The 15,567-nt window shown below is 52.0% G+C and carries 11 protein-coding genes; 8 read left to right on the forward strand and 3 right to left on the reverse strand.

Translation table 11 applies throughout. From position 1 onward, the window contains the following. The first annotated feature begins 136 nt into the window (after nucleotides 1-136). From ABD852_RS20210 to ABD852_RS20235, 6 genes are all read left to right on the forward strand, one after another. Nucleotides 137-892: a creatininase family protein gene (locus ABD852_RS20210; RefSeq protein ID WP_345032224.1), complete on the forward strand. Its 756-nt coding sequence runs from the start codon at nucleotides 137-139 to the stop codon at nucleotides 890-892. Nucleotides 893-899: 7 nt separating this feature from the next. After that, nucleotides 900-2,105, forward strand: a complete 1,206-nt coding sequence (gluP, locus tag ABD852_RS20215; RefSeq protein ID WP_345032226.1) for a glucose/galactose MFS transporter — start codon at nucleotides 900-902, stop codon at nucleotides 2,103-2,105. Between the two features lie 10 nt (nucleotides 2,106-2,115). Next, entirely contained in the window at nucleotides 2,116-2,412 is a 297-nt protein-coding gene (locus ABD852_RS20220; RefSeq protein WP_345032228.1) for a UxaA family hydrolase, read from the forward strand. Next, complete coding sequence (locus ABD852_RS20225; RefSeq protein WP_345032230.1) at nucleotides 2,393-3,607, forward strand: UxaA family hydrolase; 1,215 nt, start codon at nucleotides 2,393-2,395, stop codon at nucleotides 3,605-3,607. The genes ABD852_RS20220 and ABD852_RS20225 overlap by 20 nt, the downstream gene beginning before the upstream one ends. A 73-nt stretch (nucleotides 3,608-3,680) precedes the next feature. Then, nucleotides 3,681-6,548 carry a hypothetical protein gene (locus ABD852_RS20230; RefSeq protein ID WP_345032232.1) on the forward strand — a complete coding sequence of 956 codons (2,868 nt, stop codon included), beginning with the start codon at nucleotides 3,681-3,683 and terminating at the stop codon, nucleotides 6,546-6,548. 265 nt (nucleotides 6,549-6,813) lie between these two features. After that, nucleotides 6,814-7,110 carry a hypothetical protein gene (locus ABD852_RS20235; protein ID WP_345032235.1) on the forward strand — a complete coding sequence of 99 codons (297 nt, stop codon included), beginning with the start codon at nucleotides 6,814-6,816 and terminating at the stop codon, nucleotides 7,108-7,110. Nucleotides 7,111-7,172: 62 nt separating this feature from the next. Here the strand turns inward: ABD852_RS20235 and ABD852_RS20240 are convergent, their stop codons facing one another. Genes ABD852_RS20240 through ABD852_RS20250 form a run of 3 tightly spaced genes read right to left on the reverse strand, consistent with a single transcriptional unit; the run spans nucleotide 7,173 to nucleotide 12,858 of the window. Beyond that, entirely contained in the window at nucleotides 7,173-8,555 is a 1,383-nt protein-coding gene (locus ABD852_RS20240) for a c-type cytochrome domain-containing protein (RefSeq protein ID WP_345032236.1), read from the reverse strand. A 38-nt stretch (nucleotides 8,556-8,593) separates the two neighbouring features. After that, entirely contained in the window at nucleotides 8,594-10,099 is a 1,506-nt protein-coding gene (locus ABD852_RS20245) for a DUF1501 domain-containing protein (RefSeq protein ID WP_345032238.1), read from the reverse strand. Between the two features lie 11 nt (nucleotides 10,100-10,110). Next, nucleotides 10,111-12,858, reverse strand: a complete 2,748-nt coding sequence (locus tag ABD852_RS20250) for a DUF1553 domain-containing protein (RefSeq protein ID WP_345032239.1) — start codon at nucleotides 12,856-12,858, stop codon at nucleotides 10,111-10,113. A gap of 268 nt (nucleotides 12,859-13,126) precedes the next feature. Here ABD852_RS20250 and ABD852_RS20255 point away from each other — a divergent pair, with 268 nt between their 5' ends. Together ABD852_RS20255 and ABD852_RS20260 are read left to right on the forward strand one after the other, a co-directional pair. Next, nucleotides 13,127-14,506 carry a Fic family protein gene (locus ABD852_RS20255; RefSeq protein WP_345032241.1) on the forward strand — a complete coding sequence of 460 codons (1,380 nt, stop codon included), beginning with the start codon at nucleotides 13,127-13,129 and terminating at the stop codon, nucleotides 14,504-14,506. 231 nt (nucleotides 14,507-14,737) lie between these two features. Further along, a complete protein-coding gene (locus ABD852_RS20260; protein ID WP_345032242.1) occupies nucleotides 14,738-15,565 on the forward strand; it encodes an amidohydrolase family protein in 828 nt (275 codons plus the stop codon). Nucleotides 15,566-15,567 lie beyond the last annotated feature (2 nt).

Consider the following 15,567-nt stretch of genomic DNA (forward strand, 5'->3'; position numbering starts at 1 on the left):
TGGCGACAAGAGGGAGAAGGGATGAATTGTGAGTTTTAAGCAGTTAACCGAATCAGTCAGCCAAAATATTTAGAATCTCCCGACAATAAACATATCCGGTACCCTTGTACCTAAAAACTCAAACTTAATACCTAAAATGCGTTACGAATTATTGTTTCCGCACCAGCTTAGAGACGTTATAGACCGGAATGTTCCGGTAGTGCTGCCGTTGGGCGTATTGGAATACCACGGTGAACACCTCGTGAACGGCGTTGATACCCTGGTAGTGGTACGCGCCCTCGAGATATTGGAAAAAGAGCAAGACTTGGTCATCCTGCCGCCGTTTTACTATGGCGCCAGCAGCTACGCAGTGGAGGGACCGGAACGAAACGGCTCCGTGCATATAGAACCCCAGGTTCTTAACCCGTTTGCCAAAGCGCTGTTCGATAACCTGTTGCGGATCGGCTTCCGGAATATTCATGTTTTTGTGCATCACCAGAGCGAGAATTTTACCGCCGGAATGCCTACCGACCTGAGTTTCAAGCTGGCTGCGCGACAATCCACGTTCGGGTTCCTCGAGAGAGAGCGGGGCGAGGGTTGGTGGGGAAGAGCCGATTCTTCGGATTATTATGAGAGCCATTCCCAGGGGGACAATCCGTTCAACTGGATCCGTATCCACCCTTTTATGAGTGAAAAAATTCAGCAGTCGCACCCGATTGACCATGCCGGCAAGCTGGAAACCGCACTCATGATGGCTTTATGCCCTGAGGGGTCGGATATGGGCTACTTCACCACCGATAAATGGTACACCCAGACTGCGAAAGAGGCGACGCTTGACTACGGCAATACCGTGAAATCGGCTATCCTGGAAAGTCTCAGGGGAATTCTTTTTGCCAATGAATCTTCCAAATAAGTAATTCATGAACAGGCCGGAGCGTACCCCCTTGCTTCCGATGCTGATTATCGGGACGATGTATGTCGTCCTCGGTTTTTCCGTCGGGATTAATGCATTTTTTATACCTTTTGTACAGGAGGCGTTCACCGTATCCACTGCGACGTCTTACCTGATTATGACGGCCACTTTTTCGGCATACGTACTGTTTGGGGTGCCTTCGGGCATGATTATCAAACGGTTCGGCTACAAGGGAGGAATCGCAATAGCCTTCCTGATCATGGCTTTGGGCTTTTCGCTCATCGCTTTTTCTGCTGAAGCAACCAGTTTTGCACTTTTTCTGACAGCCTTGTTTATTATCGGCATGGGGCAAACCCTGCTGACGGGCGCCATTAATTCCTATGTAACCTTATTGGGGCCGGAAGATAGCGCAGCCAGCCGCATTTGCGCTATGGGGATTGCGGATAAGCTCGCGCTTGCCGGGGCGTCTATCGTGCTGGGGATCTTCATGGACCTTGCAGAAGTACGCCTTAGCGATGCGATTACTCCCTTTTACGTCATTACCGGGCTCCTGGTAGTATTGGCTGTTCTGGCCTGGTTTTCCCCGTTGCCGGAGATCCTTGCGCTGGGCGAAGATGAAACCGCGGAGGAGAGCAGCGGGTCGGTTTATGCGAATGCCAAGACCAGTATTTTCCAGTTTCCGCATTTATTGCTGGGCGTCGTAGCCATTTTTTTCGATGTCGGGGTAGAGATCGTAGCGCTGGGCTCCATTGTGGATTATGCAAAATCGCTGGGACTGCCCTCGCCGGAAAACTACGTCTGGTACCCGACGATCGGAATGGTGACGGGCTATCTGCTGGGTTTTCTGCTTATTCCCAAAACCATTTCACAGCGGACCGCGTTGTCAATCTGTGCGGTGCTTGGTGTAATTTCTACGTTGATACTAGTGACGGTTCCGGCCAGGGAGTCGGTTTTCCTGGTGGGGTTCCTGGGGTTTGCCAATTCACTCCTGTGGCCGGCCATTTTTCCGCTTGCGCTCAGTGACCTGGGGAAATTTACCAAAACCGGTTCGTCATTCCTCGTCATGGGGATTATAGGCGGCGCCATCCTGCCGCTTGGCTTCGGCTACCTGGCTGATCACTTCTCGCACCAGCCTGCCTACCTGATTTGTATACCATCTTATCTCTTTATTTTGTATTTTGCTTTGTACGGAAGCAAAATCAGGGTGCGTTGAACAATTGACTATGGAAAAACTAATGCGGATTCATCCCGACGACAATGTACTGGTAGCCAAACGCCGGATTGAAGCGGGGGAGCAGGTGGAGGTAGGGGGTGAAACGGTGATATTTTCAAACCCCATCGGACTCGGGCACAAGATAGCAGCGACGGCCATCGGGAAAGGGGAAAAGGTCATCAAGTTCGGGATCCCCATCGGTTCGGCCACCGAAGCGATTCCGCTCGGCGGGCACGTTCACCTGCACAATTTGAAAAGCGATTACTTACCCACCTATACGCTGGATCATGAGTTTATCGAAAAATAGTAAGATACTGGGCTACCTGCGGGAAGACGGGCGGGTAGGTATCCGGAACGTGGTCGTGATCGCCTACCTGGTAGAATGCGCCCATCACGTTGCCCGGAACATAGCAAAACACTTCCCGGATTCACCCGTGCACATCATTGGGTTCAGCGGTTGTTATCCCAATGCCTATGCCGACAAGATGATGAACGCGCTGTGTACCCACCCGAATGTGGGCGCCGTGCTGTTGGTATCTCTCGGGTGTGAAAGTTTTAACCGCAACCGGCTGCTTGAAAACGTGAAGGCCAGCGGGCGGCCCGCTATGCTGGTCGGGATCCAGGAGACCGGCGGCACCATGCGGTCGGTGGCCGAAGGCAGGGAGTTTATTGCGTCTGCATTGGAAGGGCTGTCGCAGGTTCCCCGGGCGGAATTGCCCTTTGAAGATCTGATCGTAGGCGTGGTTTCAGGCGGAAGCGATGCCACCAGCGGTTTAACGGCCAACCCGGCAGCGGGTAGGGCGTTTGATTTATTGGTGGAACGCGGAGCGACTGCCATTTTCGAGAATACCGGTGAAATGATCGGCCTTGAACAGCACATGGCGGGGCGCGCGGTAACCCCGGAGCTGGGCCGGGAATTGATTGCGACGGTTAATAAAGCCGCACGGTATTATGCCATTATGGGACACGGGAGTTTCGCACCCGGCAATGCCGAAGGCGGGCTTTCCACTCTTGAAGAGAAATCGATGGGAGCGTATTGCAAAAGCGGCGCCGCGCCCATTGTGGGCCTGATCAAACCCGGCGACAGAACTGAAAGAAAGGGTCTCTACCTGATGGATATTGTTCCGGACGGAGAACCACGTTTCGGTTTTCCGAATCCGAACGATATCTGGGAAATGAACGAGCTGATTGCTTCCGGCGCGCATTGTGTGCTGTTCACGACCGGGAGAGGATCTGTGGCGGGATCAGCCATATCCCCGGTGATCAAAATCTGCGCCAACCCCGAGACCTTTAAGCGGATGATCGGCGATATGGACATCAATGCCGGGAAAATTTTATACGACGAAGCTACCATCGACCAGGTGGCCGAAGAAATCCTGGACAAGATTGTAGATGTCGCTCGGGGCGGAACCACCTGTTCGGAGGCGCTGGGCCACCAGGAGTTTGTGCTGGGGTACAAGTCGTTTGAGCCTATCGGGCCGGCGTGCCTTCCGGCCGGGTAAGATGTGAGCCCCCGCGAAAGCGGGTTCCTGGTTTTAGTAAGCATTCAGAAGTTTTGTACACCTGATGGGTACCTTGAAGATTTTAAGATTATTGGCATTGTCCGTGTTGTGGCAATCCGCAATAGGACAATCCCGGAATTACGATCCGTTATCCACCGATCAGATACCGGCACAGCCGTCAAAGCAGTCCTGGCATTTTGTTGAAGACTTAAAGTCTCCGTTCTGGACAAAAATAGAATGGGAGAACAAAAAGAGGGGCCGGAACCAGGTTGATCTTTCGAAGGGGATAAAGCTGGATACTTTGTTCCCCGACTCCAAATTTCGGTTGCAAACCGTATATGAGGACTTGCGTAACTTCTGCCTGGCCGGTAAAATTGCGTACGGCAGCGGCTACCGCGTGAAAATCGTTAAGGATCCGGCTTTAAAGGGTGAGGAGTTCAGAGTGGATATTGCCAGGAAGTCAGGGCAGATTGCGGCAGGTGATCCTGACGGCATAAGAAGAGGGATTTTTTATCTCCAGGATGAAATGATGAAAAACGGGGACCCGTACCTCCCGCTGGGCTCGGTGACGAAAGTCCCGACAGTGAAGCGGAGAATTTCCCGCTGTTTTTTCAGCCCTATCAAACGCCCGGGGAACCAGGCCGGGGTGGGCGACGAGCTGATGGATGACATTGATTACTACCCTGACGGATACCTTAACCGTTTGTCTCATGAAGGCGTAAACGGGCTTTGGGTAACCGTCAGCAGCAAGGACGGGCAGGAGAACAGTGTGGGATTCAGCGACCTGGTATCAACAGAAATTACGCCCAATGCAGGAGCAGGCGGCGAGCGACGGCTTGAAAAATTGAGGCAGATTGTTAACAAATGCCTCCGGTACGGGATCCGCATCTATATCAAGACGATGGAGCCTCATGTGCGTTTCAAGGAAGGGGATCCTATCCTGGCCAAGTACCCCGATTTGACAGGGAGTTTGAGGGGCAATACCTATTTCCTTTGTGCCAGCGGGACTTCCGGGCAAAAGTACCTCTATCAGGCGACGAATAAAATTTTCTCCGCTGTGCCGGAATTGGGCGGCATCATCAATATTTCTCACGGAGAACTGTACACCACCTGCCTGAGCGCTTTACCAGCTACGGGAGGAGGTGAAATTACCTGTCCGAGGTGTTCAAAACTCCCGCCCTGGCAAATTCTCCATCATTCGCTTTCGGCCATGAACAAAGGAATGAAAGACGCCGAACCGGATGCAGAACTGATCAGCTGGCTTTATATGCCCCAGCCGCAGTCCCAGTCAAAGGGGGCGCCTACTACACTGGCAGACTGGGTTTTTGATATTCCTTCTAATACCCCGGAAGGCGTCGTGCTCCAGTTTAATTTTGAGTCCGGGGTGAAAAAGACGGTGTTCGGGAAAGAGCTGATCGGTGGTGACTATTGGCTTTCGGAGCCGGGACCAAGCGACCGTTTCGAAAGAATAGCTAAAAGCGCCGCTGGAAAACACACTCCGGTGTCGGCAAAAATTCAGACGTCTACTTCTCATGAGGTTGCTACGGTGCCTTATTTGCCGGTGCCCTCCCTTATCTACAAAAAGTTTTCAGCGATGCGCCGGCTGGGTGTGTCGCATACCATGTTGAGCTGGATTATGGGCTCCTATCCGGGACTTATGGTAAAAGCAACCGAGCGCTTATCCTTTGAGCCTTACCCTGACGAAGAAGCTTTCCTTAACGAACTGGCCTCTTATTATTGGAGAACAGAGGACGCTAAAAAAGTCGTCGAGGCCTGGAAATATTTTAGCGAAGCCTATGAGAACTATCCGCTGACCAATATTTTTCAATATTTCGGGCCGATGCATGACGGTCCGGTCTGGCCTTTGCTGCTTACCCCCAGAGACGCGCCTCTTTCGCCGACTTATCAGCTTGGTTCAAGAAATACGTTTCTCCCCTGGCCGCCCAGCGGCGATAGAGTCCCTGAGTCTTTTCCGGATATATTGTCGCTCGAAGAAATGATCTCGATGTGCAAGCGCATGAGCGATACCTGGCAGGTAGGGCTCGGTTTGCTGGACGGCTTTAGCGAGAAATATTCCGGGAACCGGGAGCGGGTACTCGACATCGGTGTGGCAAAGGCGCTTGGAATTCAATTTCGCAGCGGGTATAATATTCTCAGGTTTTATCAGCTCCGCGAGAAGCTCTTCCGGATGAAAGGAGAAGGCCGGCGTTTAGTATTGGACGAATTAAAGGAGATCATAGAGGAAGAAATAAAATCGGGCGGCGAACTCGTCAGGCTCTGCCGCGCGGACTCCCGGCTGGGCTTCCATCCGGAAGCAGAAGGTTACAAATACTATCCCGAAAAATTGGAGTGGCGGATCAACCAGTTAATAACGACGCTTGCGCAGGATGTGCCGGCTATTCGCAAGGCGATAGACCGTAACGAAGCGTTGTTTCCCGAATATACGGGCGAATCTCCCCAGGGAGCAGTCGCGTACGCGCTTCCCATTTCGTCGTCAGATCCGTCCGGGTTCTGGAATCGCTTTGAAGGTGAAGCGGCGGGTAGCTTGCGGTGGAAGGCCGATTATAAAGACGAGACGCTGCATATCATGATAGCAGATTTCTCAAAGAAAGGAATAGGAGAAAAAGCCGCATCTGTGAAGTCCGCAGAAGTATGGGTGGAGCCCAAACGGCTCTGGCCTGCCCGGCGGTATCTTATGACGCCGGTTTCTAAAGCCTCGATCAGCACGGAAATAGCCGATGGTACGCTGAAAGCCGAGGTGAAGATCCCATTTTCGGAATTGGAACTGAAAACCGGCAGCCTTACGCCTGTCAGAGTCAATATCAAAGCGTTTTCGGAAGACGGAAAGACTATTGTGTGGCGGGAGGAGCATCCGCTTACGCCCAGGTTGATTCTGGGTACGCAGAATTCCAGGGATTTGGGGTGGTTGATTTTTAAGTGATTCGGATACAAAAGAGTTATTAGGTAAAAAAAGAGATTTCCTAATACGGGGTTCTCTTGTGATAATCTAAAAATATGGTCCTTTTTTGGGAATATCAAAACCATGAGGCCTGAACGTAGCCGTTGGGCACTCCGTCGCTCCTTCCTGTAAAATATCGGTGCTTTTCGATTACGGCATACCGAAATCTAAAAAAGAGAGCCACGAAGGGCACGAATGGGAGTTTTTATTCGTGCATTCTGTACAACAAAGTTACAGATGGCTGATAATGGAACGCATGGCTTCTATTGAATGGGTATCCAAAGATGAGCCTTCGACAGGCTCAGGCGCCGTCCGGATGTGGCGCCGTCCGGATGGCGTCTGCCGGATGGCGTCTGCCGGATGGCGCCTGAGCTCGTCGAAGGCTGTCTACCGGAGGCTACCATCCGGATGGCGGGTGAGCCCGTCGAACCCCTTTAACACAATCTGCCGGATGTCTGATCCTCAACCAGGTCAAAAGCTAAGCGTTGTTTATTTAAATCAAAGCACCAAACGTGCTTCAATGGAATTCGTGGCAAAAACCTAATATCGTCACGGTTTAATACGCTTGGTCAACCTCCCGGAGACACCTGATGCCATTCCCCCTTCTTACTGCAACTTCACCTCCACCGTATCCGTTTCGAAAGTCGGCACCTGATAGCCGCCGGAATCCAGCACGGTTTTTGGAAATGCTGTTTGCAGGCTGGCCCATTTGCTTTTGTCTACAGCAGTCTGGAAAAGATAGATGCTCCGCAGGCTTTGCAGGCCTTTCAGCGCAAGGAGGCCCTGTTCGGTTACCTTGGTATTGACCAGGTTCAAAACCTGCAGCTGTTTTAACGGGCTGAGTTGCGCGAGCCCGGCGTCGGAGATAGCCGTATTGGTGAGATAGAGACGGGTCAGGTTGGGAAATCCCGCTACCAGGCCCAGTGTTTTGTCGCTGATTTTCGCGTCGTCCAGTCTTAGCCAGATCAATTGTTTCCGAATAGGCTCCAGTAGCTTGATCAGCGTGTCGGCACCCGCGCCCGCCGTCACAAAGCTGGCAGACAGGTAGGCTTTGTCCTGCGATACCGGTAATACGATAATCCCGGCCTTCCTGATCGCCTGGATAGCGTTTTCATCCGCTGGAGCGACCTCAGCCTCCGGGATGTCGCTGATTTTGGGTGTCTCCTTGCTCTCCCCTGATTCCAGTGCCGCCAATACCGGCTTGATGGACTCCGTTTGCTTCAGATCCTTTACTTTTTTGGATACTTCGGCGCCCGTATCGACCCACCATTTCAGCACCGCGACCTCGTTTTCAGTAAGCTGCGGTTTCTCCTTAGGCGGCATGTGCTCGTCGTTGGTGAGCGGAAGAAGCAGCCTTTTGATGAGCTCGCTTTCGTCGGCGGCGCCCGCTTTGATCGCGCTGCCGTCTTCACCACCCGTTAGTATATATTGGTGCTCATCCAGCCGGAGTTTCCCTTTCTGTTTGGACGGGCCGTGGCAGCTGTAGCACCGGTTTTTTAGAATCGGCTGAACGACGTCGGTGTACAAAACGGCTTCCTGGATATTGGGTATGGGCGGCAGGCCCGCTTTTGTATTTTCAGAAGAGAGGCTTACCGTCAGGTAATCCTCCCCGTGCGTGAGCGATCCGCCAAGGTGTCCGGTAAGGGTGATAAGCCCGATGCTCGCCAAAGCCATGCTGTCGGCGAGTTTCGGGATAGTCGCCTTGTAGCGGACAATTCCATAAAAAACAAAGGCAAGTACCGCTGTGGCGATTCCCAGCCACTGGTGCCGCCCGGCGAGGATTGTGTCGTAGTCGCCGCTCAGCGAGAGCATATAACCGGTTATGCAGGAAAGAACCGCTCCCAGCGCACCGAAAAGCAGGGTCAGCGGTATAGCAGGCGCTACCGTTGAGAACCTCCTGGAAAGCAGTTGAAAAAGGGCTGCAAGAAGAAGAATCCCTATGGGAAGGTGTACGACTACCGGGTGAAACCGCCCGATAAAATCTGTCACGGACAAAAGCATGTAATAAAACTGGAGTCAGAGGGTGGTTACGCAATAATGTCATGAATGACCTTCCCCGCTACGTCGGTAAGACGGAAGGGCCGTCCCTGGAACGGGAAGGTGAACTCTTCATGGTTGAACCCGAGCTGGTTCAGGATAGTCGCCTGGATATCAAAAGCGTCTACTTTCCCGCTCACGGCCGTGTAGCCGATTTCGTCGGTTTCGCCATAGGTAACCCCGCGTTTTATTCCGCCGCCGGCCATCCAGATGGTAAACGCTTCGGTATGATGATCGCGCCCTTTGTAAGGGTTCTGAACGCCGTTCCGGTTTTCCATCATGGGGGTGCGGCCAAACTCCCCGGCCCAAACGACCAGCGTTTCGTCAAGCAGTCCGCGTTGCTTCAAATCCAGGAGTAATGCGGTTACCGGTTTGTCGACGCTGCGGTATTTGTTGAGCATGCCCACGTTCAGGGCATTGCTTGCGGCATTTCCGTGTGCATCCCATCCCCAATCAAACAACTGGACGAACCTTACGCCTTTTTCTACCAGCTTCCTGGCCAGCAAAACGTTATTGGCAAAGCTTTCTTTACCGGGTTTGGTACCGTACATGTCATGGATGTACTGCGGTTCGTCATTGATATTCATGACTTCCGGCGCGGTAATCTGCATCCGGTAGGCCATTTCATACTGAGAAATACGCGACAATATTTCAGGATCGCGGTAGGTTTCATATTCCTGCCGGTTCGCGTCATTGATGGCGTCAATGGAAGCCTTGCGAAGGTCGCGGCTCATGCCTTCCGGGTCATTGATAAACAGTACAGGGTCGCCCTCGCTACGACATTGCACGCCCTGGTACACTGAGGGCAGAAATCCGCTTCCCCACACACTCTTGCCGGCGTCAGGAAAACTTCCGCCACTGGTGAGCACGACGAAGCCCGGTAAGTTCTGATTCTCGGTACCGAGCCCGTAGGTGGCCCAGCTTCCGATGCTCGGCCTGCCCAGGCGTGCCGACCCGGTATGCAGCAGCAACTGCGCCGGGGCATGATTGAACTGGTCGGTAGTTACCGCTTTCAGGAATGAAATTTCATCGACCACCGTAGACAGGTGCGGGAGGCTTTCGCTGACCCAGGCGCCGCTCTGGCCATATTGTGCAAATTTGGCCTGCGGCCCCAGCATTTTGGGTACACCGGTAATGAATGCGAATTGCTTCCCCTCCAGGAAAGAAGGCGGGCAATCCTGGCCATCCAGCTTGGAGAGCTCCGGCTTGAAATCAAAAGTTTCGAATTGTGAGGGAGCTCCCGCCATATGTAAAAAAATGACGCTTTTGGCCTTCCCCGGGAAAGGGGGCGACTTCGGCAGAAGCGGGTTTGCGGGATCTATGGCGGCGCTCAACTGTTTTGTTTTCTCAGTCTTACACCCAAAAAGAGACCCGAATGCCAGCGCACCCAGTCCCATTGCACTTTCTTTCAGGAAATGACGGCGTGTCTGGTTGAATAAAACCCGGTCTTCCGCCTCTTTTAGCAGCCTTTGGGCATGCAATTCTTGCCGTGTCATGAGTCTTGGGGTTAATTTTTTGTAACTACTTCGTCCAGGTTCAGCATGGCGTTAGCCACTACTACCAGTGCCGCAGATTGAGGTTTGGCCGGGACAGACTTGCTGCCCAGCATTTGCCTTGTTTTCAGCGTGTCGGCCGAAAATTCAGTTACGGCCTTTTGGTACAGCTTTTCAAAAACCTTTTGCTTGTTAGGTTGAAGCGGTTTGAAGAGCATGAGTTGATATCCTTTTCCCAACTGGCCCGCGAGTGTCGCGCCGCCCTCTTTCTCCATTCGATGGGCGAAATGACGAGCCATATCCAGGTAGACAGAGTCATTGAGGGTTACCAGTGCCTGCAGGGGCGTGTTGGTCCTGATGCGTCTGGCGGTGCACAATACGCGCGGAACGCCGTCAAATGTAATCATGGACGGATACGGCGCTGTCCGTTTCCAATAGGTGTAAACTGCGCGGCGGTATTGGTCCTCGCCCTGGCTGTTGATCCATTTGGCGCGGTTATACGGCGAGAGCCAGATACCCTCCGGCTGCCAGGGCATTACGCCCGGCCCGTACATCTTATTGCTCAAAACGCCGCTGATGCTGAGCGCCTGGTCGCGGACCTGTTCGGCGGTCAGGCGGGTCCTCGGACCTCTCGCATACCATTTGTTCGAGGGATCTTTATCCGCAATTTCAGGGCTTAACCTGGAATCCTGGCGGTAGGTGGCGCTCATGACCAGTTGCTTCAAAAGCGTCTTCGTACTCCATTTCTGATCATTCATGAACTCCCAGCTCAGGTGGTCCAGCAGGTCTTTGTGGGTGGGGAGCGTTCCCTGCGTGCCCATGTCTTCCAGCGTTTCCACGATACCCACACCAAACAGCTGTTCCCAGATCCTGTTTACCATGGTTCTGGATACCAATGGGTTGCGTTTGTCTGTGAGCCATTGTGCAAGGCCCAGGCGGTTTTTCGGAGTGCCTTCCGGCATGGAGAAGCTAAGCGAATGCGGAACTTCAGGACTGACCTCCTTGCCCAAAGTCAACCGGTTGCCTCTCTCGAAAACGTGCGTCGGGCGGGCAAGCCAGCCGGGGTTTTCCACCATCACGGGCGTGTTGGTCACTTCGTTGGTGGTGACCAGCTTTTCAAACATCTTTTTGTAATGACCAGCAGTGGATCCGCCGCTTTCGGGCACTGCAGGCAGGAAGCCCATCCAGTCAAAATCAAGCAGGAAGTCGCTGTTGTCTTTTGCAACACTGCGGTTTTCGTAGTGCAGGTATACGTCGTGTATCCCGCTTTGGCGTGGGAAATGAACAAACTCCCTACGCCAGGTATCTTTGGGCTCGATCGCAATTTTTGCGAGAGTGGGCCCGGTTGGTGAATCCAGGGTCAGGGTAAGCGTTCCGCTTTTGAATTTCGAGCGGAAGTTCCAGATCATTTGCCCGGCTCCCTCCAGGTTTACTTTTTTCAATCTCGCACGGCCGTGGTTAGACAATGCCAGGTAGGTATTTTTATTCAGGACTAGCCCGTTGTGGAGGCTGTCGGCGGAAACCATATTGATAGACGGCTGCCAGGTTTTAACGAAGTCCGCAAGCTTCCTGGCGTCTGATTCTGTTCCATGCGCCTTGATCCATTGTGTCAGTTCAGAATAATCGTGGCGAAGCGTATCATTCTTAAACTCCCGGAGCAGCGGGTAGTCGGCCGGTATGTCTTCATCCCTGCTGTTGTTGAAGAAGGCCATAAACTTGTAGTACTCGTCGTGCTTGAACGGGTCGTAGGGGTGGCTGTGGCACTGTACGCAGGCAAAAGTGGTGCTCATCAGCGACTCCCAGGTGGTATTCACCCGGTCCATTACGGCGGCTACCCTGAATTCCTCATTGTCGGTACCGCCTTCGTCGTTGTTCATCGTGTTTCTGCTGAACGCGGTGGCGATATATTGGTCGTCGGTCGGGTTCGGAAGGAGATCGCCGGCAATCTGGTCCGTGATAAAGCGGTCATAAGGCTGATCGGCATTGAATGCATCAATCAGCCAGTCCCGGTAGCGCCAGATGGTGCGGCCGTTGTCGGATTCGTATCCCTTCGTGTCGGCATACCTAGAAATGTCAAGCCAGAGCGAAGCCCATCTTTCACCGAAACGTTTTGATGCAAGCAGGGTATCTACCAGCTCTTCGTAGGCCCTAGCGCTTTTACTCTCCAGGAATTTTTTTGCGACAGCATCAGTCGGGTAGGTCCCGATCAGGTCGAGGCTGACCCGCCGTAGCAGCGTAGCCTTGTCGGCTTCAGGGGAAGGGCGTAACTGGTTATCCTCCAGTTTCCGGAAGATAAACCGGTCGACGTCATTGAGTATCCAGTCGTTGTGGAGATCAGGCGCCGGCGTTTCCTTGACGGGGAGGTAGGCCCAGTGATCGCCCCATTTCGCGCCCTGTTTGATCCATCGCCTCAGAAGGTCGATTTCTTCCTTGTCCAGCGGCTCATGTTTGTAGGGCATGCGGGTCTCCGGATCGTTGGAAACCAGCCGTTTGATCATCTCGCTTCCATCCGGGTCGCCCGGGATAATCGCCGGTTTCCCGGATTCGGTAACGGCAAGCGCCTCGTCCCGGAATAATACACTAAACCCGCCCTGAGCTTTTACCCCGCCGTGACAGGAAATACATTTTTTGTTTAAGACAGGCTTAACTTCCGAACTGAAATCTACAGGTGCCTCCTGGTGAAAGAACTGGTAAAATATGGCGAACACACCCAAAACCACCCCGGTAACCGCCACGGGTTTCAACTGAAAAAACTTTTTCATTGGCGCAATGAAGCAATTCCCTTGCTTAATAAATTATGTCCGGACCGCAGGGCAAACTGCTGGCAATAAAATTACGAAATAATTGTCGGTATTTTTCAATTTTTTCTTGCATTACTGCTGAATGGGTAATCGCCGCCGAAAGAGATTGCAACACTATTGCGACAAATTGGGCGTCATTACGACAATTTTGCGATGAATTTGTCGTAATACTTGCTTTTGCGACAAAAAGATAGTAAAATTGTCGTAAATGAGATTAGAATTGTCGTAAATGAGATATAGAAGATCGGATATTTCGGAAGAGCTGGAGGTTATTGTTAAAGCCTTGGAAGAGGCTGAAGAGGGGCTTTCTATAGAGGAAATAAAGGAAGCGGTCGGGGTGGATATTGAGCTTCGTACTTTGCAAAGACGCTTGGAGAAACTGAGGGAGGGGGGGATGGTGGAGGTCTCCGGAAAAACAAGATCGACTGTCTATAGATTGATAGCCCCAAGGAAAAGAAACTACGACCAGGAAAATCTATTTCCAGATATACCACTTTCAAAAGAAGGAAGAGAAATACTGAGAGCGGTGTCCGAGCCGTTTAATTTTCGCCATCCGGTAGGCTATAACCCGGAATTCTTAACTTCCTATCGTCCGAATACAGATTGCTATCTGACACAGAAAGACCGGGATAAGCTGGCGGAGCTGGGGAAGACAAATAGCCTGGACCAACCGGCGGGAACTTACGCAAAAGAAATCCTGCAACGGTTACTGATTGATCTGTCCTGGAACTCAAGTCGCCTCGAAGGAAATACCTATAGCCTTTTGGATACCCAAAGGCTGATTTCCGAAGGTAAGATGGCGGACAATAAAACGGCTGCAGAGGCTCAAATGATCCTTAACCATAAGGATGCTATTGAATTTATTATCGAGGCCACAGAAGAAATTGGTTTCAACTATTATACGCTTACCAACATACACGCAATGCTGTCAAACAACCTCCTGGCTGATTCCGCAGCTTCCGGCAGACTGCGTACTTTTGGGGTGGGGATAACCAACTCTGTTTTTACACCTTTGGGAATGCCGCAGCTTATCGAAGAGATGTTCAGGGTTATTCTGCTTAAAGCGAAGGAGATTACAGATCCTTTTGAGCAGGCATTCTTTATCATGGTACAATTACCCTACCTCCAACCTTTTGACGATGTGAACAAGCGCGTGTCGCGTCTTGCGGCCAATATCCCTCTGAATAGGCGGAATCTCGCGCCCCTGGCATTTGTGGATGTGCCTGATAGCCTGTATGTTCAGGGCTTGTTGGGGGTTTATGAACTCAACCGGGTAGAGCTCTTTAAAGATGTTTTCATGTGGGCCTATGAGCGGTCGGCGTTGCGTTATGCAGCAATACGTCAGTCTCTCGGCGAACCTGATACTTTCCGCCTTCAATATCGCGAAAACATACGATCGCTGGTGGCAGAAATAATTTCCCGGTCCATGACGAAAGAAGAAGCGGTAAACGCAGTTCAAAAGGCTGCCAATAATTTACCCCGGTCCGTTCAAGCCAGGTTTGTAGAAGTCGTCGAGACGGAGCTCCTGTCCCTACACGAAGGCAACTATGCCCGATACAAGGTTAAGCCTTCGGAATACTCCGCTTGGAGGAAAAAATGGGGGCAATAGCCCCTTGATGCTGCCATTTTTCTCAAACTTCCCAAAAAATTCACCGGAACCTGCCCGGCGCGAAGGGTGCGTTTCGGACATTCATACGTCATAAAATCGCGAGATCCTTATTTTTACGCCAGCAATCTTATTAAATGTAACAGCCGTAAGTTTTGAGAAATGAGCCGACCTGCCCCCGGCGGTTCCCGGGGCTCACCTCTCAAACCTCACACCTCAAATCCCAAAACCAAAATGAAAGTAGACAGCCACCAGCATTTCTGGAAATACCACCCGGTGAAAGACGCATGGATCAATGATGAAATGGCCGTAATTAAAAATGACTTCATGCCGGAAGACCTGGAACCGCTCCTGGAGCAAAGCGGGATCGACGGGTGTGTAGCCGTTCAGGCCGATCAAAGCGAGGCCGAGACGCATTTCCTACTGGACCTGCTTGAAAAACACGATTTTATCAAAGCTGTAGTGGGTTGGATCGACCTGCGGGCCAAAAACCTGGACGAACGCCTGGAGTATTTTTCACAGTTTAAAGCGCTGAAAGGGTTTCGTCATATCGTACAGGCCGAGCCGGAGGTCGATTTTTTGCTGCGCGACGATTTTTGTTCCGGCATCGCCAAGCTGGCAGACTACGGCTATACTTACGATGTATTGATTTACCCCAAGCATATCCGGAATGCCGTGTCGTTCGTAAAGCGCTTTCCCGACCAGCCCTTCGTGGTGGACCACATCGCCAAGCCCTTTATCAAGGCGCAGGTGATTGACGAATGGGCGAAAGACATGCAGGGTTTCAAAGGCCTCGACCATGTAACCTGCAAAATTTCGGGGCTGATCACCGAGGCGGATTGGGTGAACTGGAAATACGACGATTTTAAGAAATACATCGACGTAACCCTCGATATTTTCGGCACAGACCGCGTCATGTTCGGTACCGACTGGCCGGTTTGTCTCGTCGGTGCGTCTTACGCCGAGGTATGCGAAATATTGAGGCGCAACACCCTGCAACTGTCTGCCGAGGAAAACAAGAAACTGTGGGGACAAAATTGTATTGATTTTTATAAGATATAACG

The sequence above is a fragment of the Ravibacter arvi genome, from assembly GCF_039540405.1.
GTDB classification, from domain to species: domain Bacteria; phylum Bacteroidota; class Bacteroidia; order Cytophagales; family Spirosomataceae; genus Ravibacter; species Ravibacter arvi.